General features: G+C 35.4%; 10 protein-coding genes. 4 read left to right on the plus strand and 6 right to left on the minus strand.

What is annotated here, in order from left to right; genetic code table 11:
* Positions 1–83 precede the first annotated feature (83 nt).
* The 4 genes from EG342_RS22895 to EG342_RS22910 all read right to left on the minus strand — a co-directional run bounded on the left by EG342_RS22895 (position 84) and on the right by EG342_RS22910 (position 12,969).
* Complete coding sequence (locus EG342_RS22895) at positions 84–794, minus strand: hypothetical protein (protein ID WP_048506380.1); 711 nt, start codon at positions 792–794, stop codon at positions 84–86.
* Positions 766–10,839, minus strand: a complete 10,074-nt coding sequence (locus EG342_RS22900) for a SpvB/TcaC N-terminal domain-containing protein (RefSeq protein WP_164466666.1) — start codon at positions 10,837–10,839, stop codon at positions 766–768. The genes EG342_RS22895 and EG342_RS22900 overlap by 29 nt, the downstream gene beginning before the upstream one ends.
* 139 nt (positions 10,840–10,978) lie before the next feature.
* A complete protein-coding gene (locus EG342_RS22905) occupies positions 10,979–12,355 on the minus strand; it encodes a T9SS type A sorting domain-containing protein (protein ID WP_048506382.1) in 1,377 nt (458 codons plus the stop codon).
* A gap of 356 nt (positions 12,356–12,711) precedes the next feature.
* Positions 12,712–12,969 carry a hypothetical protein gene (locus tag EG342_RS22910; RefSeq protein ID WP_048506383.1) on the minus strand — a complete coding sequence of 86 codons (258 nt, stop codon included), beginning with the start codon at positions 12,967–12,969 and terminating at the stop codon, positions 12,712–12,714.
* 116 nt (positions 12,970–13,085) lie between these two features.
* On the opposite strand from EG342_RS22910, the gene EG342_RS22915 reads away from it, so the two are divergent.
* The 4 genes from EG342_RS22915 to EG342_RS22930 are packed head-to-tail and all read left to right on the plus strand — an operon-like array spanning position 13,086 to position 20,407.
* The gene (locus tag EG342_RS22915; RefSeq protein WP_073060376.1) at positions 13,086–13,904 is read left to right on the plus strand and encodes a hypothetical protein; all 819 of its coding nucleotides are present in this window, start codon (positions 13,086–13,088) and stop codon (positions 13,902–13,904) included.
* Between the two features lie 14 nt (positions 13,905–13,918).
* Positions 13,919–14,992, plus strand: coding sequence for a ComEC/Rec2 family competence protein (locus tag EG342_RS22920; protein WP_048506385.1), 1,074 nt, complete (start codon positions 13,919–13,921; stop codon positions 14,990–14,992).
* Positions 14,989–19,872 (plus strand): P-loop domain-containing protein, encoded by a 4,884-nt coding sequence (locus EG342_RS22925; RefSeq protein ID WP_048506386.1) that lies wholly within the window; start codon positions 14,989–14,991, stop codon positions 19,870–19,872. The genes EG342_RS22920 and EG342_RS22925 overlap by 4 nt, the downstream gene beginning before the upstream one ends.
* Before the next feature lie 4 nt (positions 19,873–19,876).
* Positions 19,877–20,407 (plus strand): hypothetical protein, encoded by a 531-nt coding sequence (locus tag EG342_RS22930; RefSeq protein WP_048506387.1) that lies wholly within the window; start codon positions 19,877–19,879, stop codon positions 20,405–20,407.
* On the opposite strand, the gene EG342_RS22935 is transcribed toward EG342_RS22930, so the two are convergent.
* Together EG342_RS22935 and EG342_RS22940 are read right to left on the minus strand one after the other, a co-directional pair.
* Positions 20,404–20,940: a hypothetical protein gene (locus tag EG342_RS22935; RefSeq protein ID WP_206541003.1), complete on the minus strand. Its 537-nt coding sequence runs from the start codon at positions 20,938–20,940 to the stop codon at positions 20,404–20,406. The two genes, EG342_RS22930 and EG342_RS22935, sit on opposite strands and share 4 nt — an antisense overlap.
* Positions 20,941–20,973: 33 nt before the next feature.
* Complete coding sequence (locus EG342_RS22940) at positions 20,974–21,498, minus strand: hypothetical protein (protein ID WP_123895823.1); 525 nt, start codon at positions 21,496–21,498, stop codon at positions 20,974–20,976.
* Between the last annotated feature and the right edge of the window lie 797 nt (positions 21,499–22,295).

A 22,295-nucleotide genomic window follows, 5' to 3' on the forward strand; every position in this document is an offset into this window, starting at 1 on the left:
TAAAGTTAATCATTTTTAATTTTTAAATGGCAAAAAAGAAACCACCTTTCGGTGGTTTCAAAAACATTCACATCAACATAAAATCAGGAGAATTTAAGGTCTACTTTAAAATCTCCGCCCTTTATTATATCGTAACCAATGACATGATTTTCTTTGAAGGCATCAATTATTCTTTCGCTAAAAAACGGTCCTGCTGCCTGGACACTTATAATATCCTGACTTTCCAGTGCTTTAGATAAAAACAGATTTTTAACTTTGAATCTATTGTTCTTTTCTGTGAGATATTTTTCATAAGTATCAAAAACAGCAAATCTATCCTGTAATGTACTATAGAAAACACTCTTGGAATAATCAATTGTCTCAGAATTTTTAAGCATAGGAATAAAGAGAAAATAAAATGGCTCTGAAGATCCATCGATACTCAAATCTTCCAAATGGTATTCGGATTTTTTTATATTTAAGTTCTCTAATATTTCCTTTACTTTTCCACTAATAATAAATGGAATTCCCAGGCACATTGGCATGACTTGCATAATATCAATGGGAGATTTCTTTCTCTGATACATTTTGCCTGTTATATTTTTGGGAAAATCCTTATATGGTTCAGTCTGTTCAAAATAATTGTCAACATAGACCAATTTATCTTTTCGGAATGCCAAAAATTGTTTATTGGTAATTTCAACTGAAAGTGCCAATTCACTTTTGCCAATGATTTTACTGTCTATGGTCGGTTCAATTTGATAATAATTTTTCTGTTTATGCATGTTATTTCTTTTTGTTTTTAAAATAATCATTCAATGACTGCCCTGATTCTTTAAACTCTTTATAGGCTTTATTAAGTTCAATATTAGCTTCTTTTATTACTCCTTCAAGTCCTTCTTTCGTAAGATCGCCCTCAGCTAATAAATCGTCAATCTTATTTTTCACCCAATTTGTATAAGCTGGGTGATTTCCATGAAATCTATTTGGTAATTTCTTTAAATTTATACCTGAATTCTTTAATATGAAATCTCCGATTTCTGGCATTAATTTATATAGTTGCTGAGGAATAATGTGGTGTTTTTGTATCTGCGTTATAATTTTTCCACCATATTTAACACCTTTAGCACCATCACCTATATAGGGGGCAACCGATATGCCACTGATTGCAGCATTTTTCCAGTCACCTTCAAAGACGTACCAAATACCATTTGCCGTATCTGAAACAGGAGTAGGATCAACAACACCAGCTGCATCGAGGACAACATGCCCAACTTCAGCCGTTGCCGCTCCTTTAGCAGCCTGTATAGTTCCTGTTCTAAACTCCTGAAATCTTTCCTCGCCTGAGCGAACCCTAGGACCATCTTTACTACCTTCAACGGCTTTCCAAGGATTGATCCCATTCCACATCTTTTTGAGACCATCAATAACAGTATCAACCTGTTTTCCATTTGGATCAGTGTATCGTACAGGATTTTGATAGGTATAAATATATGGGTTTAAATTACCTATGAAATAGAATCCTGAATTATGTTGACCATTCCCATAAAATTGGTGCTCCATAACCGGATTATGGATAGCTAGTGGATCTACGCCATACCAGATGCTCAGTCTTGGATTATAGTATCTTGCACCATAATAATATAGGCCACTTTCACTATCCAGTTCTTTTGCATTGAACTTGTATGGATTTTCATAGACTCCAGGAACCTGCTGTTCAATGAACGTTTCACCAAAAGGTAAATTTAGGAAAAATTGTGTTGCTACGGCATTTGCATCTGTGACAAAATTTGCTGTCGATAAATGATCACTGTGTAAATAATATAGTCCTGCCTGTGAACTGTTTTTAGCAAATTCAGTTTCCAGTTTTGTAATATCTACACCCATTTTTTCTGAGTAAGCTTTAAATTCAGTTTCAACGTCAGGCACACTGTCCTTATCATCGTTGACATTTTGGTTTACTGCTACTCTGTTAAAAAGACCTGGATTGTCTGCCAATCGGCTTGCGATCCTTTGTGTTCCGGCATAATAATGTTTTGTATAAGTATTATCTGAGCTTACCACAACATAGGAGTTCGGATAGACTTTGTATCCATACAGCTGCATTGTGCCATCAACGAGTGACCCATTCTGATATAATTTAGGACCTTCCTGTAAATTATACTTAATAGTTCTGTCGCCTTTATTGTCATAGGAATAATACTGGAATATACCATCAGCCTTTTTAAAGTAGGCTTTCATATTGTCCTCTTCATCCCACGCCATCGAGACAGTGCCATTTGGTGAATTTAGATCTATTGGATTACCGTTCAGGTCATATTTGAAACTTTCTACAAACCCATTGTTCAAATCGGTAACAGAAGTGACCATATGGGTTCCTTTGACGTACTTGTAACTATTATTGTAAGTATTTAAAGGATTTGTTATACCGCTTACCACATGGGTCTGGTTTTTTCCTTTAAAGCCATTTCCAGTAGTGTAAGTTAGGGTTGTCTCATAACTTGCTCCAACATTAGAAGGGTTATTAGGATCTTCTTTTATATCTTTTAGCATTGCCCCTACCGCATGTGTAAGCCTGTTCAAGCTATCATATCCATATAGAAGCTGGTAACTTCCCCCTAATTGGTTAGGTGTTAAAATACTGCTATTGATATTAGAAACTACATTCCCCGCAAAGTCATATTTATAGCTATTAGCAAGATAGGTTGTGTAATTATCCTTAGTAAGCGTATGAGAAGCAAGATATCTGGTTTTTGGTTCGTAAGTAAACAGTGAATAGGTATCATTTCCATTTAGGATCTTGGTTCGCTGCTCATATTCATCATATTGAATATCTTTTACGTAATCCCCATTCTGCTGGCTTTTTATGGATTTTAAATTTCCGCCTAAATCATACTTGTACTTTACGATTTCTCCATCAGGATAGGTTATTGTTTTAATACGGTTCCAGCTATCATACTCATAGTTAGTAATAAAATTCATTGTCGGAATGTTGTATCCAGTAATTTTTCTATTTTCAGATACTATTTCACCCAATGTTCCGTAAGTATATTTAGTCTGCCCCGTACCGTCAATTTTTGAAGCTAACCTTCCAGTTGCTGTTCCAGCGATACCATAGGTATATCTGACATTATTAGGATTAGTGGCTCCATTAGGAAGATTAGGGTAAGTTATTTCCATCAACCTATTTTTATTGTATTTATAGGAGATCGCACTGGATTGGCCAAGATTTGGAGATAACCTTGTCGTCATTTTACCTGCCTTGTCATATGTGAACCTTGTCGTTCCATGATCAGGATGCTTTTCTGAAGTTCTTCTTCCACCTAAATCATAATCGTATTTAAACTCAATATTTTCAGGATCTTTTAACGAGAGAAGCTGTCCAACAATATCATACGTGTACTGGGAAACTAAAATTGAAGTTCCCAGATAGTTTTTAGCAATTACTGTTCTTCCTTCCGCATTTGATAATGTTTCAGATTTCATTGTACTGCCCGGATTCTGTAATTGACTTACAGTTTTTTTCATGGAAGTACCTTCAATACTATATGAGGTATCTGTCACATTTCCATCTTCATCAATTTCAATAATTGGCCTATCAAGATTGTCATATTGAATAGAACTGGAATAAGGAGAAAGGGTTAATTTGAGTTTTTTGTTCAGAACAGCATCTTTTGCCTCCATTGTAGGATGATACTGTCTAATTGGTCTACCTAAAACATCATATGATGTCATTCCAGAAACCGACATTTTCTCAGCATTTGCAATAAAAATGTCCTTCTTCACCTGTACAGTTTTTCCCGTAAAATCCGCTAATGAAATAGTTTCAATTGGATTTGTTGGATTGTCAGGATCATAGTTCTGCGTAGTTGCGCCGTATAGGTTTATCTGCGTACCTGTGGTTGAATAAGGTGTCAGAAAATAGGAATATTTTACCGTATAAGGCGAAACACCTATTTCCTTTGGTGCTAGAATATTAGTTAACCTACCATAATTATCATATTCATAAGTTATTTTATTACCAGTAGCATCTATGGATTCCAATATGGTATCCCATCTTGAATCATAAGTTGCAGATGAAAATACGCCAAAACTATCAGTTACTTTTGTCACATATTTTCCTGTTGGATCATACTCGTAAGTAAGGAGATAGTCAACGGGGTCTTTCACCGTTTTTACATTTCCAAAGGAATCATATGTAAGTTCTGTATCTGCGGTTTGACTTGAAGTAAGACTCACCTTAATTTTTGTCAGATCGCCATAATTCGTATCAACCTCTGAACTTCGTTGGCGAATTAAAATATTCGAACTATTAAAGACCTTAATTTCCGAAGGTATATTCAATATATTTTTCGCAGTTAAGGATGGTATGTCATGATATCCAATCGAGGAATAAAAACTTCCGGCGGCGACGTTGCTGTTATAGCGATATCCGATTATCTGACCTTTGACATTGTAGGTCATAGTGGAGCTCGTGGTTATAGACCCCCCATTTTCAAATGTCGTGTTGGAAGTTCCGGAAGGTAATACAATCGCGATTCTATTTCCCTGCGTTCCACCAGTATCATAAGTTTCAAATTGAGAAGAAGGAATTTCTTCAAGTTGAGTATAACTACTGTTGTATTTATATAATTTGTAATTATTTTCCGAAGTTGCTTTTAATGTAGTTCCTCCGCTGTATATCTCACTTTTTTTAGGGATTCCATTATTGTAATAATTGGAATTATAAAAAGTCTCCACACCTCTACGGTAGACATTCGTACCGTTCATATCCTCAGTGATCACTTTTTCAAATCCGTAGCTTGTTCGCTCCCTTCTGTCGTATTTAGGATTCTGATAGTCAAATCTTGTTACGATATTTTTATCGGTTGATGTTGTATATCCGTCAGAATCAACATTTGGATTGAGAATCTTTACTTCCTTCATGACCAACTTCGAATGAGGATCATTGTAGGATGGATCTGTATAAGCATAGTCGATGGTAAATGTACCATTGGTAGACTTTTCTGTAACTTTGGATAACTTATTTGTTCTTCCAATTCTCGAATAATTTACCTGTAAGCCGCTACCATTGTTGATTACCAAGTCTGGGAATCCATCACCGTTTACGTCTCTTAATCCTTTTTCAATTTCAGACATTGAAACGCCAATATTCGCGCTCATATCTGCCCCCGCACGGAAATAGAGAATGGTAATTCCAAATAGCCAAACAATTGGAACATTGATATAGAATCCACCATTTAAGGTAAGTGCCCCATTATATGTTCGACTGTCCTTCCCGAAATTAACTATACCCCCTTGTTTTGAAAGACCCTGCGCCGGAGCGAACTTATTACCCATGTTGTAGGATACAGAAGTATTTCCATCATTATCCATTGAAATTAGATCAATCATTCCATCTCCATTAATATCCTGGAACATAAGTTTTGAACTTCCGGTAGATGAAGATCCAGTTAAATTACCTGAGATACCCCAACCAGAACTGAAAGTAGCGGTTTGAGAAATCATTCCTGAAAGACCGCCTCCTATGCTAACAGAAGTTGAGCCAACAGGCTTGGATTCATAGGTTTTTAAATTTGGATAGTCTTCAAAAGGATTATTAACAAGTCCGTTGCCATAGTTGAGTTTATATCTGACCTGGCCATCGTTTAATTCAACTCTATCTACCAAACCATCCCCATTAATGTCGATCCAATATTTTACACCTCTGTCATAGGAATCAGGATAATCAGAGACTCCAACACCTCCTGACCATGCTGCTGAGGTATCAGGTTTAGAATCGGAATTAGAATTTGAGGTATTTCTACCGACAGTTTTCACCGCAGAAACATTGAATGCAATTGTATTTGTTTTCTGAAAACTATCGTTATTTGAAATAACCGAGTCAGGGTTATTTTCTAGATTTCTCCCCTGTGCACTTCTAAGACCTCCCAATGCATTTGTTAATTGGGATTCTGTTCTATATAACATATCAGGATAACCATCACCGTTTACATCAAAGAAATCCTGCGTATTGATGTTTCCATATCCTCTTAGCTCAGAAGTTGAATGTGAAATAACAGGAATGCCGATCCCCCAATTAGTAGTTTTGGCCTTGCTTTTTTGTTTCTTCTCTATTGCGTACATGGCGGTGTTGGGATTTCCCTGCACTTCGATATCCTGCTCATCTGGATCATCGTCTACAAAAAACGGAGCCATAGATTCTTCATCCCTGAAAGACCTTGCCTTTGAGAACTGTTCAGTAAAACCATTATTTATCCATTTCTCCACGATTCCATTATCACCTTTTGTGTAATAGGTATTCATTGGAACAATTGGATTAAAGCCTGCAAGAATGTTTGTGTTTGCTATATTCTGGAAATCTGCCTGAATAATATCACCGACACACTCTCCGTACTGGTCCTGATTAGTTATTCCAGAGCAAGAAGAAAAGTTATAATTGAACATCCCGAATGGCGAATCAAGGAATTCATTATTGATCAATGCTCCATAAGAATCTTTTGGTGTATCTGTGTTGATTGTATAGTCTGGTGTTGTTACGCCCGATGGAGCTGTAGGTATATCACGCGGACCTCCAGGTGGCGTAAGGGAATTATTCGTTTTTTTGACATCTTTACTCTCATTGTAAATAAATTGTCCCCAGTTGCGATAAACCGCACTAATTGTATTGAACTCAGCAGTAAATATTGCTGTCTCCACCGTAAAAGACCAAAGATTCGTATTCGTTCCAGCATAGATATTGAATATCTGATTCTGCAATTGCGATTTTAAAGATTCATAGGCTGCACGATCTTTTTGGGTAGCGCAATAAACAACAATATTAATCCTATCATCGAGCTGAACGGATTGGTAAGGATCACCAGTATAAAACTTAATCGGATTGAGAAAACCATTCAAAGAGGTTTCAGTAATACCTGAATTGGTCAATTTAACCCATCTTTTTTCCAATACAAGTCCGCCTTTTTTTATAACATACATGAAGTTACCTTCCAAAGATGGAGTAAAAGCAAAATTCTTGTTTATAGAAATAAAGTAATCGTTTGTTCCATGTGGTGGGTTGGCTCCCAAATCTGCAACATGAAATTTCTTTTTAAAATCCCTTACATAATAAGATGGATAGTCGGGTACATCAAGGATATTAACATAACCATCTGTCGTTACCGAAATATTCTTCCACTCAATTTCTTTGTTCATGTAAGAATCTGATATGACTGAGAATTTTAAATGGTATCCACCTGGTATTGGTGGTGGTACAAAAAAGTCCATATCCACTGGATCAATGTTTACGGTTCCGAGTGATTGTGAATATGTTTTTTCATAAATTACGGTAACGTCCCAAGGATTTACTACCTCTGCCTTGGATAAGGTTATTTTGAAGGTAACATTATCGTTTAATTTTGGTACTGAAAACCCTGGAATGGTAAGATGCTTGGTTCCAAAATAGTCGTACTTCAATGTCTTTGTCAGGTTGTTAAGAACAAAGTTTTCCTCATATTTTAGATTATTTGGCATGAAGTCATCTATTTCTTCTTCAGGAGAATCAACTATCGGCGAACCGTTAGCGTTTACAAATTCTACCGAAGGTGTGGTGTTTACTTCATAGTTTATACCGGTCTTCTTATGCAGACGGAAATAGATTTTGTCACCTGACTCTACATGAATTCGCGAAGAATTATTGATTCCTAAAGGAGTTCCTGGATATTCATCATATTTTGTGATTTTGAGGTCTATATTTGGGTTTCCTCCTGCTAAAGTGGTCAAATAAACCCTACCATTTTTTGAAGTATCGTTAGGATTCTTAACTTCAATCGAGTAGACGGCCCGTGCTTTGGTTTCCTGGATGTCAGTAATTGAAATATGATCATAAATAGTCACATAGCCAGCTTTTGGAGCGATCCAGACTTTTACGACATCATTTTTTGCTTTAACAGGCTCTTCACCTTCGTCGTCGTCAAGATCTTCGGGTTCTGTGTACGGGACGGGGACATTACCCTTCATGACCATGTTTTCTGTCATGTCACTGGTTGTTACCATTTCTGGCTGCCCATTGGCGTTTATTTTATTGAACCATACTTTATCGTCTTTAACCACATCGGGCAGACCGTCTGAATTAGCATCTAAAAGATAAACTGGAGTTTTAGACTCGCTTTCAGACCAGCTCTTCGTGAAATCGAAGCCCATTTTCCACCAATTGAACAAAACGGTGGCTCCGGCATTAAATGTACTACCTGTGGTTTTCGTGAAATTGCTATTTAAATTCAGTACGTTTAATTCCGGTTTGTTGAAAACCAGATTACCATTTTCCCACGATCCGGGGATAAGCTTGATCCCATTATCTCCATTTCTCTTCCTATAAAGGATATCTACAATCCCGTCACCATTAAAATCAAGTAATTCCTGTCCTCTTTTAATATCGGGATATGATTCACCAACAAATCCGGAAACCATAAAATTTTTATCGCCTGATCTATGTGGAATAAAAAGTCCTAGCCCTGCTCCTGTCCTTAATGCCCATCCCCATTCAAAATTATTATCCGCACTGATTCTTGAAGGGGTCAGTGCAGAATTAACTGCGCCTGAGAATGCATCCGGTGCCGGAGCATTTACAAATTTATCAGGGCCAAATATGGCATTGCCGGTGTCATCATGATAATCCAGCTGATAATTGACACCAGGGCCAGAAATCGATTTTAAAAGTGATTTATAGAATTTTCCTGTGGTATAGGTAAAACTATAATTTCTGACAGCCTGTGCGGTATTCGTGACAGATATATTGTCCAGTCTTTCAATTTCAACCCTTTTTACACCATCTTTTGTGTTTATGGAATAATCCGGCCTTGTGGGTTCTTTACAGGAAAAATGAATCTGATATGGTCCATCATTATCATTTACCCCTGAATACACAATTTTATCAATATGGAACTGTCTTCCTTTTTCAAGATTTATATTATCTCCCGAAATCGGTACCATTCCCTGTGTAAATAGCTTATTGAGATAATAATATTTTATATTATTGTTATGAACGTCAAGTTCTTTTACAATTCCCCATTGGACTATTGATCCATTGTCCTTTTGAACAACGGCATTATTGTCAACGGTAGATTCGGTTCCACCATAATACTTTTTAGTTCCATCAGTGGTGGTTACTACCCATGTATAACTTGTCGGTGAGGAACCATATCTTTCAATCTTTGTGAAGTTGTTATTTTTTCTCAGATAGAAGTTCTTTTTTCCGGAACTTCTAGGCTGTCTTGTTATATCCATACTTCCCTGAGCATTAAGATGCCTGTGAGGAAGGTAGTCGCCTTCATAGATTAACATTTCACCATCCAAGAGGTAAATCTCAGATTCATAGCTTGGATCAAATGTTGGAGTACCCCAACGTGTATCCAATGTGATACCTGAAATTCCAGTAATATCCCAACCTTCACCCATCCAGCCATTTCCTTTGCTACTGTTATAGGTAATGTTCAATTGCGGCTGCATTCCATTGGTTCCTGCCGGAATTTGAATTGGATAGGAAATGGCAGCATCACCTTTCTGATTTGCTGTTGGCGGTGCCATCAGCTGTACGCCTGAAGTCGGATCAGCAGATTTCAATCCACTGATAGAAGTTGGCGCAAAAGAATTGATTGTTGGTGATTCGGGTACGGAGATTATACCATTTATATAATCATTATCCTGTCCCGCATTGAAAACGACAAGTTTTAACTTTTCGTCAACAACGGCTGATGGTTCAATTTTCCATTGTTTATTACTATAATCAAAGTAAAAAATTCGAATATCTTTAGGAGAAGTTTGCCCTAATTTCCTTTCATCATAAGGCATTGAAACTTTAAGCTTTTTACTTAAGCTTCCAGATTCAAGGGATATTCTATATGCCGAATTATTGGGCGTAACATTTTTAATTCCCTGAGTTGTTGAAGGAAAATCCTTATCACGTAGTTTCTGCAGTTTTATCAGTGCAGATTCCGAGGTTCCTTTCTCAACATTGACATTTAAGTGCTCATAACTTAAATCATAAGTTTGCCCATTTAAAATTTCCAGTGTTTTAGGAGTGTAATTATCCCTGCCGACTATCTTGAAAGATTTTACAGCTTCCGGAATTTTAAGTGTCCTGATTTGATTTCCATGATGAACGGTATATGTTCCATTTCGATTGTCCTGTTCTGAGAGATCAATTAGTTTCTCAAATTCCTTTCCGTTATTCTCAACAGTCTCATTATTGATTTTTAAACTTTGTGATTTCTTGGAATATCCTCGGACATAAAGTTTATTTGAAGAAAGTATGCTGCTGATTTTTAGATCATCAGATAAATCAGGATCAGAAGAAAACACTATCCTTAAATTCTTGATCTTATATTTAATGCCAGCGGATGGTGGGGTAAATAATATAGTATTATTGCCACTTTTTAAAAGATCAATATTGAATTCCTCTTTCTGGTGGCTCCAATCCGCATTAGGTCGAATAACTTCTCCGCCTATAGCAATATCATGATTGATAGATCTTGATACAGATTTATAATCATCAAGGCCAAAAAGATCATACTCCAAAAATGCAGTTTTTGATCTGTCAATTTTCCCTTCTATCTGAATGTTAAAGAAATTATCAGAAATATTATCTGTCTCTTTTTCAGAGAAAGTTCCGATAGTTCCCTGATTTTCGTCAGCATCAAAAGCATCAATAACTGAATTTCGGTCGATGTTTTCATCAGTTACTTTATTGCTTTCAAAAATTTCTGTTGATGGCTTTTCCCAATTTTGATTTAGTGGTTGGGAAAGCGAATGTTCTGCTTTTTCCTCTGGCGGATCTTTTGCATCCGTAGAAGATGGTTTGTTACCAAGATTTAATTTAGTCATTAAATCCTGTTTAAGCATGCGTACCTTTTGCCTATCATCTTTATCAAAACTTGCGAATACAAGCATACAGGTAAAGAAAAGCACAAAGAGACACGACTTCTTACTAGGAAGTTTGTGTAAATCGATTCTCATGGTGTTATTATTCTACGATTAATTTGAAAGTTTTAATGATTTTCCCATTCTGCGTGAGATTAATCAGGTATGAACTCTGGGTTGGTAACTGGTTCACATAATGATTGGAGTTCCTGTCAACTTTATCCAACGCGACCAATCTACCTGCGCCGTCATATATAGAAACCGTTAAATTTTCCATTGGCGGAAAACGTAAAGTAAAATTCTGTCCTTTCTTAACTGGATTCGGGTATAGGACAATTTTTTCAAGATCAAGGGAAAGGTTATTAGGATCAAGAGCTTTATTGATAACTGTTTCGTCCTTTTCCTTGATATCTTTGGTAGGACTTATAGCAAATGTAAAAAGTGCGGAATCACCTGTTTCATCATCTTTAATAAAGTCCACTTTGTTGAAAAAAATATAATTGTCCGTTTCTATCCCTTGAATCTTTCTTGTGTCCCCAGCAGTATTGGTTATTAAAAGCCAATATATTGTGGGTAAAGATCTGGGATTTAAGATTGATTTTTCGATTCTTAGGGAATAACCGGATTTTTGGACCTTAGAGCCTAAAAGATTTATTTGCCAATTGCGGTTCAATTTCGAAAAATTTCCCTCCTGAGATAAGTTGAGGTCTTTATCGTCATCGGACCAAAGGATAAATTCATTGTTGTTTAATAGCGACGAGTTTTCCGCATTGGTTCGTTTGATTTCATTTAACCCTATGGTCAGGATTCGATCTTCAATATTGGTTGACTGTTTTTGGTAAAGCTCATTTCCATCATCCCTGCCCATTCCAGTTAACCTGGTCTTAAAGTTTCTGTGTTTGTCGGGGTCCCAAATAACAGTTCCTTCACTATTATAATATTTTGAATTGTCTAATGAGATTCCATATTTTATCGAAAGATAAGAGTGGATATTATTCAATTCTTTTTGTGTGGCCCTTCTTGGATAAAAAATCATTTCATGAAGGTTCTGGTCGGATAATTTAATATTAAGGCTATCAGTTTTACCTTTTGCCCGATCAGGACTGCTCATATAACTAAAAATACTTGGCCGCTTTTTTAATTCTATATCATTCTTTTCCCCTTTCTGGTAACGGTTATTTGAAAGTGCGACATTTTTTTCGGGATTATCCCATATCAATTCATTCGCTTTGGCAGTATGAACAAGACTGAGTGTGTGACTTTTATTCTTACTATACCTGATAAATTTTTTGACGACTTTATCTTTTATTCCACAATGGAAGTTCAAAAGATTTTCGTCCTTACATTTGAGAGCGTCTCTTGAATGAGGATCTATTTTTTCCCAAATTTGAGTTTCCCCGGAAATTAATTGGGAAAATGCTAATTGGGAACCTAAAAGAAACGCACAGAGCATGACTCTTGAAAAATCAATTCTTTTCATAGGCTATAAAATGTTTTTTGGTTAGTGCCAGGAAACCTATGAAAATAAAGATCCATGCATCTTATTATTATAAGATACGTTTAGAAATAATCAACATCTGGTTTCTTAGCGGTATTCTGGCAATATTATAAAAAAAATCGATACACGGTATGGGGGAAAACCCCATATTTTTAATGGGTGTTTTCACGGTATCAAGTTGAGATATAGACTTTTAAATTTTAATAGGAATGAAATGTATTAAAAAAGCTTATGATTTAGGGAGTTGATGCTTAAAAAAGAATGAGCGTCCAACATAGTAAATTTTCAACATCTATACAGGTCTTACTTTTACGTGTTTCCGTAAGGAATTATCGATTTTATAGCCGATAGCGTAATGAAATTGCCCTCCATATATCTTTTGCAAGTTCCTGATCCGCATCTGAGTTTTCAAAATACCAAGTTTTGTCTCTCTTAAGAAGTTTTTGAATCACTCCATCCAGTAGAAGGTCTACTTCAATGATATCCTTAGTAATTCCTCGTTTTAAAAGTCGAATCTGAAAATCTCTATTCTTATAGGTGATCCTAAAAATCTGTCCTGAATTAGCGTCAAATTTTGAATTAATTGTATCTTCCATAGTTATGAAACTTGAAATTAAAAAAATGAAAGTTAAAAATCCAATTTATCGTACTATTTTTTTCTAATTTCAAATAGAAATTTTAGTATATTCCTGATATTAAAAAGCCTTTATTAATGCCTTATAAATATTCAGATGAACAGCGAATAGAATGGTTAAGAAGCCTAAATCCAAAATTTGATGATCAAAATTGGCACGATGACGTCGTAGTCCATTTCAGCCATATCAAAAACTTTGATTTTTTTATATCTGCCGGAACGTTTAGGGAAAAAATAGATCCCAGTAAAATTTGTGGGATTGATTACTCCTATGGCTACAATTGTGTAATGTATAAACCAAAAGACTGGCGATATTATTGGCTACAGTTTTTTACTGATTTGCGCAGGTTGGATCGTGTTATTGACAATTTTCCAACCAAAGAAACGGTGATTGAACATATTCATAATGCAAAAGAAGCGAAAACTGTCGTTCAGTACGGCAACCATTACTTTACAATAGGCGGACAACATCGATTATGCCTTGCAAAATTTTTAGAAGTTCCCGAAATTGAGGTAGACGTAATAAAATATGTTTTTGACCGAGTCCATTTCGCTCACGAGATGCGTTTTCAAAGAACTATTCCTGCTCTGCAGGAATTAGGATTTCTATCACTTGATTATCATTCTGATCTCCATTACGATTTTTTTATCATCGAATTTGCTGGCGAGTATGTCTCCGTAAAAAAAAGATATGCACATTATATATTGAAAAGATATACGACCTTAAAAAAGATGCCATTGAAAGGATTTCTAAATTATGTAAAAGCTATGGACGCAAATTATTATGACAAGAAGAGGATTGATGAAGATGTCAAGCTTTATATCTTGGATGCCTACTTGTTAAAGCACCTTAAAACACGTAAAAAGTTAATTGATGTTTACGTAAATAACCAATAAAAAATATATTAATCATGCTTCAAAAAACGCACAAGATTAGTTTCCATTATTACGACACGGGAGGTGGTGATGCAATCCACATTAGATTTTTAGGAGAAGATTCGAACTGGCACAATATACTAATTGATGGAGGTTACGCTCGTGAATATAAAAATGCTTTTGCTCAACTTATTAAAGAAATTTTAGCTGCTGATGAAATCGTTGATTATTGGATAATCAGTCATATTGACAGAGATCATATCGGTTCAGTTTTAGGTTTCCTGCAGGATAAAACCATAAAAGATAAGTCCAAGGCTGTTAAGGGATTTATATTTAACAGTACCTCCGAACCTATCCAAATACCCCGTGAGAAAATTTCAGTCCGTGATGGCATAACATTGAGAGAATATATCAAAAAGAGTTATTTTCAAACTGAAACGTCTATTAATACGGAAACAAATCCAATTGAAGTTTTTGGCCTGAAAATGACGATACTTTCGCCTACGCCTGAAAAGCAAAAAAAAGCGGAAGATTTATGGACCGAGGAAGAGCGGACAATGAAAATTGGAAGAAAAGCTTCACAGTCAGACCATGCGAAAACTATAGCTGAACTTAAAGACCTTCCGTTTCATCAAGATAAGGATGAGGTAAATGGCAGTTCTATCGCTACCCTTGTTGAATTTGGCGACATTACGGCTTTACTTTTAGCAGATAGCCATCCCTCAGATATTGAAGATAGTCTTTCTGCCTTGCGGTACAGTTCAACAAATCCCATTCCGCTCTCCTTTATGCAATTATCTCATCATGGAAGCAAAGCAAACACTAGTATTGAGTTATTAGAAATGGTCAAGACAGAAAATTTTGTTGTAACCGGTAACGGAATCCATAATCAACATCCAGACAAAGAAGCATTGGTAAGGCTATTAGAATATGGAAAGAAAAACGAAATAAAAATTAAAATTCATTATTCCTGTGACACAAAGGAATTGAGAGATCTATTTAAAATTGATGCAAAGATAGAAACGTGTTACGAATTTGAAACTACCTATAAAGAGATTGGTCCCGAAAACGAACTATTTTTATTTGAAGAAATCACTGACAATATATGAATCTAAAGTTACCCCAGCTTTCTACCATCAGAATTCAATGCAATGAAGACATTGGGACCGCAGTTATATACTTTCCAGATGCTGATACTGATTATGTATATATTTTAACCGCTAAACATTGCTTAGTTGGAGAAAAGTTTAACAAAACATATTCTAAAGAAGGAATACTACTGGATCAAATTTTTAATGATGAGTCTTTGACCTATCATTCATATGTTCTTTCAGATACTGCAGTCGTGATAACCTCTGTAAATAATGAAGAAGATCTGGCCTTAATTATTGTACCTGCGAATGATATAGTAGCGCTAACCGGAAAAAGGTTTTTCAGTCAGGTTATTGATGCGGATGATACTATCCAAGAATATACAGTTAGGGGATTCGCAAATTTTAATGATCAAAAAGACGACCAGCCTTTTTCGCTTAAATTTCTTGAAAATAAAAAGCATAATCCGAATATTTTTACATTGCATCATGAAGGATCACTAGATACTTTTTATCAACAGGCCATGTCAAATGTAGCTGGTCTTTCAGGATCAGGAGCATATGCCGATCTGTTCGGAAATCTCTATTTTGTAGGAATAATTCATACTTACGTAGATGGAAATACATTTATAGCAACGAAGGTTTTAGCTTATAATAACCTCATTGATCCTAACAAATTCAAACTCATCGAAGAATTGAAACCCGAAACTAATCCTGAAATATTGGATAGTTATGGGAAAATGGATAAAAATAGAGAAATAATTAATTTGAGAACTAGGGAGACAGTTGGTTCATTCACTGTTCATCGTGACACATCCCTTTTGATTCGTGCTATTAAAGAAAATAATCTTGTCGTTATCCATGGAAAGCCCGGTGTAGGAAAATCAGCTCTGGCGAAAGCCGTCGTGAAAGAATTAAAATCCGAAGGTGATTACACTGTCATTACGCTTACTCCAGAAAATCTCTACTGTAATACCTTAGATGAAGCGATGAAGAGTGCCGGATATAATGCGACAATCCAACAAATTGTCGGTAGTCCTTTATCCGCACGAAATGTTTTGATTTGGATTGAAAGTTTTGAAAAATTAATAGAATCCGAATTTTCGGGGGCATTTAATGAATTGCTCCAAATTATGAAATCAAATTCGCGCATAATTCTTTTAATAACAGTTAGGGAATATTTATTACAGAGGTTTCGCATTCATTTTTATTTTGAGCTTCCAAAAAATAATACATATTTAGAAGTCAATGATTTTAATGATGGAGAGATACAACTAGTTCAGGATGCCATCCCCCAACTTAAAACATTACTTGAAAACCCAAAAATCAAACATTTACTTCATAACCCCTATTATCTTGACAAGGCAGTTCGTATTATTCCTTTCCTGGAAAGTGAGCAACAATTAGATGAAATAAAATTTAAGAAGTTGATGTGGCAGCACATAGTAGAGAATGGAAATACCGCCAGAGGAGCTGTTTTTTACGAAATTTGTGTAAAAAGATCACGAGAAATGTGCCTCTTCACCGACTTTCCAGGAAGCGAAGACACGATTTCTCAACTTTTGAGGGACAATATTATACAACAGAACGATATCGGAATAAATCCTGAATATAGTCCCTCACACGATATTTTAGAGGATTGGGCGCTGATAAGATTTATTTCAGAGCAAAAAAAGCTGATGCCAGACAGTAGAACTTTCTTAGAATCCATGGAAAATAACCCTGCAATAAAAAGAGCATTTCGGTTGTGGATGGAAGAGTTCTACCTTACTGAGCCGGTCAAATCGGTAAGTTTCGTTCATGAACTTTTGCAAGATAGCTTATTGTCGCAATCATGGAAAGACGAACTTTTAGTTGTATCACTCCGTTCCAGGAATGCTGCAATACTTTTAGATGCACTAAAAGATAATCTTCTTAACAACGAAGGGCGATTCCTGAAACAGATAATGTTTTTACTCCAGATCGGATGTAAACGTATCGACCCGGCCAAACAAAGTTTAGATCAGTTATTGCCAACAGGTTCCGGATGGGACTATATTATTGACTTTATTTGGGATAATTATGCTACAATTTCATCGTTCAAAATCGATACCGAATACATAGCACTTATTGAGGCGTGGTCGAAACAACTACCTGACTTCAATCCTCAAATAATCCCATCATGTGCCAAAAGTGTTGCCAACTTTTTGGAAGACTTCGTTCATCGAGTTCAGAAAGCATTTATTGGAGCGGTAAAATATGATTCAGTGAGCTCGGTATTAGAGCCCTATGTAAAAATAATCTTTCAACTGACCGCTTCGGACCCTTCGTTAGTTGAAAACTTAATACAGGCTGCTAAAAACCCACATGTTGGAAATGAGCGATGGAATAATATCCAATTTTTAAATCAAATTCGAAAATGTATTACTGAAGGCGTCATGGCTGACCAAATATGCCGTTTTTTCCCACATGATGTATTGGAGATTGCGAGGGAAGATTGGTTAAATAAAGAAGAAGATAGAAGACCACCTTATACTCCTATCCATTTTCGTAGGTCCGATGCAAGGGATTTCGGTTTGAGCCGACGATTTAATACCGAACATGGTTTTCCAAGTGCCTATCACACATTTTTTTATTGGATGTTTCTCTATCATCCAGATAAAGCATTAGATTTCATTATCATTTTTTTAAATGCTGCGTTTGAAAAAAACCAAAGCGTTTTAAAATCGCAAGGTGAGGATATTGAAGATATTACCGTAAGCTTCCACGATGGCACTTCGAAGTCTTATTATGGGACCTATGACTATTGGTCTATGTATCGAAGTAAAAGATCTGAAAACCGGCATATCGCCTCCTTATTAATGGCTCTTGAAGCTGGACTTTTAGACTTAATTGGGGAAACAACAGATCAACAATTAAAAGGGTACCTTCAAAAAATTATCAAAGAATCTAACAATGTTGCATTTCTGGGAATTACGATAAGTGTAATACAAGCACATCCTGAACTTTTAGATGAAAATTCGGTTTGTTTATTAGGTATACCAATTTTTTTCTGGTGGGAATCAAGCCGATGGATGTCAGAATTATATACTAATGAAGTATTCAATGATGATGAATACGAGAAAAATGAAAGAACCAAGTCCAATTCAAAAGTTCACCGGCGAAAATACTATCAGGGCCTCGTAGGTTTTGTTTTTGATTATATGTTTATCTATCGGACCCATAATGATCTATTATATAAGGAAATTGATAAAATGTGGGAACAGGCTCCAGCTGAGGAATTTCAATGGAGAAAGTTTCTATTTGATATGGATGCCCGTAAATACCAATTTATACCAGTTGAATATAACGGTAAAAAAATGCTCCAGATTCAACCAGCCTATGATGAGGAAGTTCGAAAAAATGTGACAGAAACTAATGATCTTGACACAATACCAGCTGTTAATGTTATCTGGGCAAAAGATGCGTATGACAATAAACCTATTGATGATCACCATTACGAAAAGTGGCGAGAAGGATATGATTATATTCAACAATCAAAGGGTCACTTTGATTTTATGACTTCGAAAACTCTGATGGCATCATTAGGTTTACGCGATTTTTTTACAGAAATGGACGAGGAGCAATTAGTATGGTGCCGGAAAATAATCATGGACTTTGCAGAAAAAAATCTGATGGGCCAAGAATCTATGGATATGTATCTTGACGTTTTTGGTAAGCAGGCGGCTCTTACTGGTCTTTCATATAATATTAATTACGGAACAGACGAAAAAACTATACTGAAAATAAAGGAATTAATTTTTCGATTGCTTATAAGTGGATTGGACGAACAGGAACGAATTGCGCTTCAAGCTGGGATAGCACATCAACTCGTAAAAGATGATCCTGATTTTGTATTAAATTGCTGGTATGGCCTGTTATCCTTCATAGAATACAAAAAAGAAATGAATTCTATTGAACAACGCCGCAGGGATGCTATGTGGATGTACGGGGAGGAAACGGAAAATGAGAATACAGATGTTGTAAAGGAGGAAGAATTTGTGGATCATTTAACAACAGTGGTTCTTAATGGCAGTATTGAAAAACCTGCAAAACTATCATTCACTCTTGATATGCCCACTCACTGGCTTCTTGATGATGCTCTGCGCATTATACCTTGGACAACGACAGTTGCGGAACAACATAACATGGTACAAGAAGTTCTTAAACTTCACCTGGAATTTTTAGGAGACAAAAAATCTTGGAGCAAGTCTGATTTTTTTGAAAGTAGACATGCATTCACGTTCTTCTATCCAAGATTTTTACTTTCACAATCCGTTGAAATTTCAAAGCCTCTTTTTAAGGAATTATTGAATCTTACCATAACTGAAGACAAAAAGCTAAATACCACTGATGTAACAAATTATTTGTATCGGCTCCTCAAAGAATTTATCCGGTCTGTTGCAAATGGCTCACCTAAAGATAATTTTTGGGCACTCTGGGATGTTTTACGAGAGTGGACACTTGAGAATGAAACAACGGTTTACATACCGCTCTTTTTTATGGATCTTGATTGGACTGCGGAATCGGAAAATTGGCATGTGCTTGAAGGAAAAAGCCTTTATTATAAAGAGTTTATTACCAAATATGGATTTAACAAAATAAACGAGTGCATCAAATTTTTGAGTGGTGTGGCTTTTCAGCAGTTTATGCCGGAATCTTTAAGTTGGGTGGCCTTGATGCTTAAAAGCCAAAATGCTTACGAAGTGAATAGGAAGCTATTGGAAAACTTCGCTGAGAAAGCTTTTTACAAATATGGAAACGACATAAAAACTAACAAAGAATTGCTGGCTGATTATCTCTTTATCTTGGATTTTCTAATAACTATCATTTCCCCAAAAGCATACATGTTGAAAGATGAATTAATACAGTACAAATAAAAATATGAAAATAGAAATCATTGTAAAAAATATCAAAGACGCCATAAATGTTCTACTTGAAAAAGAAACTGGTAATCTAGCAAGAGGTCTTAATGAACTTAATATTTCTACTCATCTGGCCTTTTATTTAAAGCCTTTTTTCCCCCAGTTCGACGTTGATCCCGAATATAATGGTGACATAGATAAGCCAAATGATAGGAAGGCGCTGGATATAGCAGAAAATCGCATGATGGAAATAGGTTTTAAACCAAATGAAAATGATAATTACAAAATAAGTCCTGACATCATTATTCATCGAAGGCAGACAAACGACCATAACTTAGTTGTAATCGAAGTAAAAAAGGACAGCCATACAAGAAAACATAAAGAATTTGACCTGATTAAACTTGAACACCTAACCATTGATTTTCTTGGTAATCATTACAATTACAAATTAGGTATAGCAATAATTTTTGGAACTAAAAAGAATACGGGCAAATACGATATTCGTTTTTTCCAAAACGGCAGGGAATTCCTGGAAGAAAACATAGTTTAGTACTTATAATCTATGTATTTTAATAATTGCATCACTGAATAGTCTATTTTCATAATGTATTCGTCTTCGCCGCCGTAGTCTCGTAGAAATCGGTCAGAAAAACCGTATCCGCCATTAGCTTTTGCTTTTTTTAATACATCGCTAAGGGGGTAAAAGGTATTTCTGTATTTCCCTTTATTGATTTCCAATGATGGCAGACAATCTTTTGTATCGCATATAATCCAATAGCCTTTTCGCTCACCGAATCTTACAGCCGAATATGCCGTATTTGTAAAGCTCGCAATGTATTCTGCTTTAGATCTACGGGGAATGCTTCTGATCAGTATAGGTTTCGTCTTTGGGATGAAATTTCTTAATACAATTTCCCATACGTCATAATAAGCCTTAAATTTTTCACTTCGGTCCGTATAGACCCAGTTACAGATAAAGGTTATTGTATCGGCTGAAGGTATGATATCTTTCTCAAAAATATCAATTAGGTTTTGAGCTATTTCTTGCTTTTTGGAAGTTGTTAGGCGATAATAATCCTTCATGATTGCTTTATTTTTTTGGGAGAAAAGGGTAAATTAATTATTGTATTTAATGTAGCGCTCTAAAGCGCTTTGATATGCGAGAGAATCTATAATTCTGTCGCTCGGAAGACTTGCAAGATACATTTCCAAAAGATCTTCCGTCGCATTATCATACTTCACTCCAATTACACTTCCAAGGAAAACAAAAAGAAAATTTTGACCAAAATAAGTATATGCTGCAGATTGGTATATTCCTCCACAACCTTGTTGTTTTTTATTATTTGATTCAAATGCTGGGATTAAATTCGCAAAATATTTGTTAAAAAGAGCTCGTAATTGCTTTTTATTTTCAATCGCAAAAGCGGGATATAAATCTTCAAAAAGCTGATACCTAATGTTGATAAACTCTCTCCTGAATAATGGATTTTCGTCTTTAACGACATCAATTCTAGCATCAGTGATGGTTTTCCAATCAGAATATCGGTCAAGTCTAACCTTGTCAATATTTGCTCTTTCTGCTGCTTTAAGCCTTTCAATACCGTAATAAGCGAGTATGATTGTGATTGTTGCGGCAAACAATCCATTAAATTTGCTGAATTGATTAATGTAAAAACTCATACCATCAGGTGAAAAGTCGAAATGATTTTCGAACAGTAACCTTTGAGTTGAAATAAATGCAATAAATGATAATACAAACATGCATATGGCAACCAATATGATTATAAATCTGAAAATAGACCCGATGTTCAGAATTGATTCTAGGTATCGATAAATAAGTTGAGAAATACTTTTCATTATTGGTCGCTTTTATAGATAACTAAGATATAAAAAAATAGTAAAATTAGAAGAATGATAATGCGTATCAAATCGTTAGTGTGTTCAACTAAATTTTTAACAGAGGAATCAGCTGTAAACTTACGAGTAAAAAAAGAATGGTGTTAATCAGAAAATAAATAAAACATCAGCAAATAAATCATTTACTTCTTCACAAATATTTCATCTTGTGATACAAAACGTCTTTTTAATTCACAAAAACGATGGTGAATTCACCAGTGATTTCACCACCGATCTAAAGTTATTTTTGGATAAATAAAAACTATTAAATACTTTATTAAGCTGATTATCAATGCGTTGAGAAAAATAAGATAATATCAATAACTAACTGAATAACAGTTATATACGCAAAAAAAACTTACTTATAAACTGGGCATTTTGTCCCTCATTTTTAAAATTATAAAGTTTAAACACAAGTATGAACTTAAAAATCTGTCAGAAATGAGCAATTTTTACTATTATCAAATCGTCAAAATATAACTCATTTTTTGATCATTATGCTTCCTAAAAAATTGACAATAATTTCTTGAATTACAGTGGGA

Source organism: Chryseobacterium lactis (genome assembly GCF_003815875.1).
Classification (GTDB): Bacteria; Bacteroidota; Bacteroidia; order Flavobacteriales; family Weeksellaceae; genus Chryseobacterium; species Chryseobacterium lactis.

What these genes read in the sequence shown, in the direction of transcription:
- EG342_RS22895 (WP_048506380.1), bottom strand. Translation starts at nt 794, where the DNA reads ATGATTATTTTAAAAACAAAAAGAAATAACATGCATAAACAGAAAAAT.
- EG342_RS22900 (WP_164466666.1), bottom strand. Translation starts at nt 10,839, where the DNA reads ATGACTAAATTAAATCTTGGTAACAAACCATCTTCTACGGATGCAAAA.
- EG342_RS22905 (WP_048506382.1), bottom strand. Translation starts at nt 12,355, where the DNA reads ATGAAAAGAATTGATTTTTCAAGAGTCATGCTCTGTGCGTTTCTTTTA.
- EG342_RS22910 (WP_048506383.1), bottom strand. Translation starts at nt 12,969, where the DNA reads ATGGAAGATACAATTAATTCAAAATTTGACGCTAATTCAGGACAGATT.
- EG342_RS22915 (WP_073060376.1), top strand. Translation starts at nt 13,086, where the DNA reads ATGCCTTATAAATATTCAGATGAACAGCGAATAGAATGGTTAAGAAGC.
- EG342_RS22920 (WP_048506385.1), top strand. Translation starts at nt 13,919, where the DNA reads ATGCTTCAAAAAACGCACAAGATTAGTTTCCATTATTACGACACGGGA.
- EG342_RS22925 (WP_048506386.1), top strand. Translation starts at nt 14,989, where the DNA reads ATGAATCTAAAGTTACCCCAGCTTTCTACCATCAGAATTCAATGCAAT.
- EG342_RS22930 (WP_048506387.1), top strand. Translation starts at nt 19,877, where the DNA reads ATGAAAATAGAAATCATTGTAAAAAATATCAAAGACGCCATAAATGTT.
- EG342_RS22935 (WP_206541003.1), bottom strand. Translation starts at nt 20,940, where the DNA reads ATGAAGGATTATTATCGCCTAACAACTTCCAAAAAGCAAGAAATAGCT.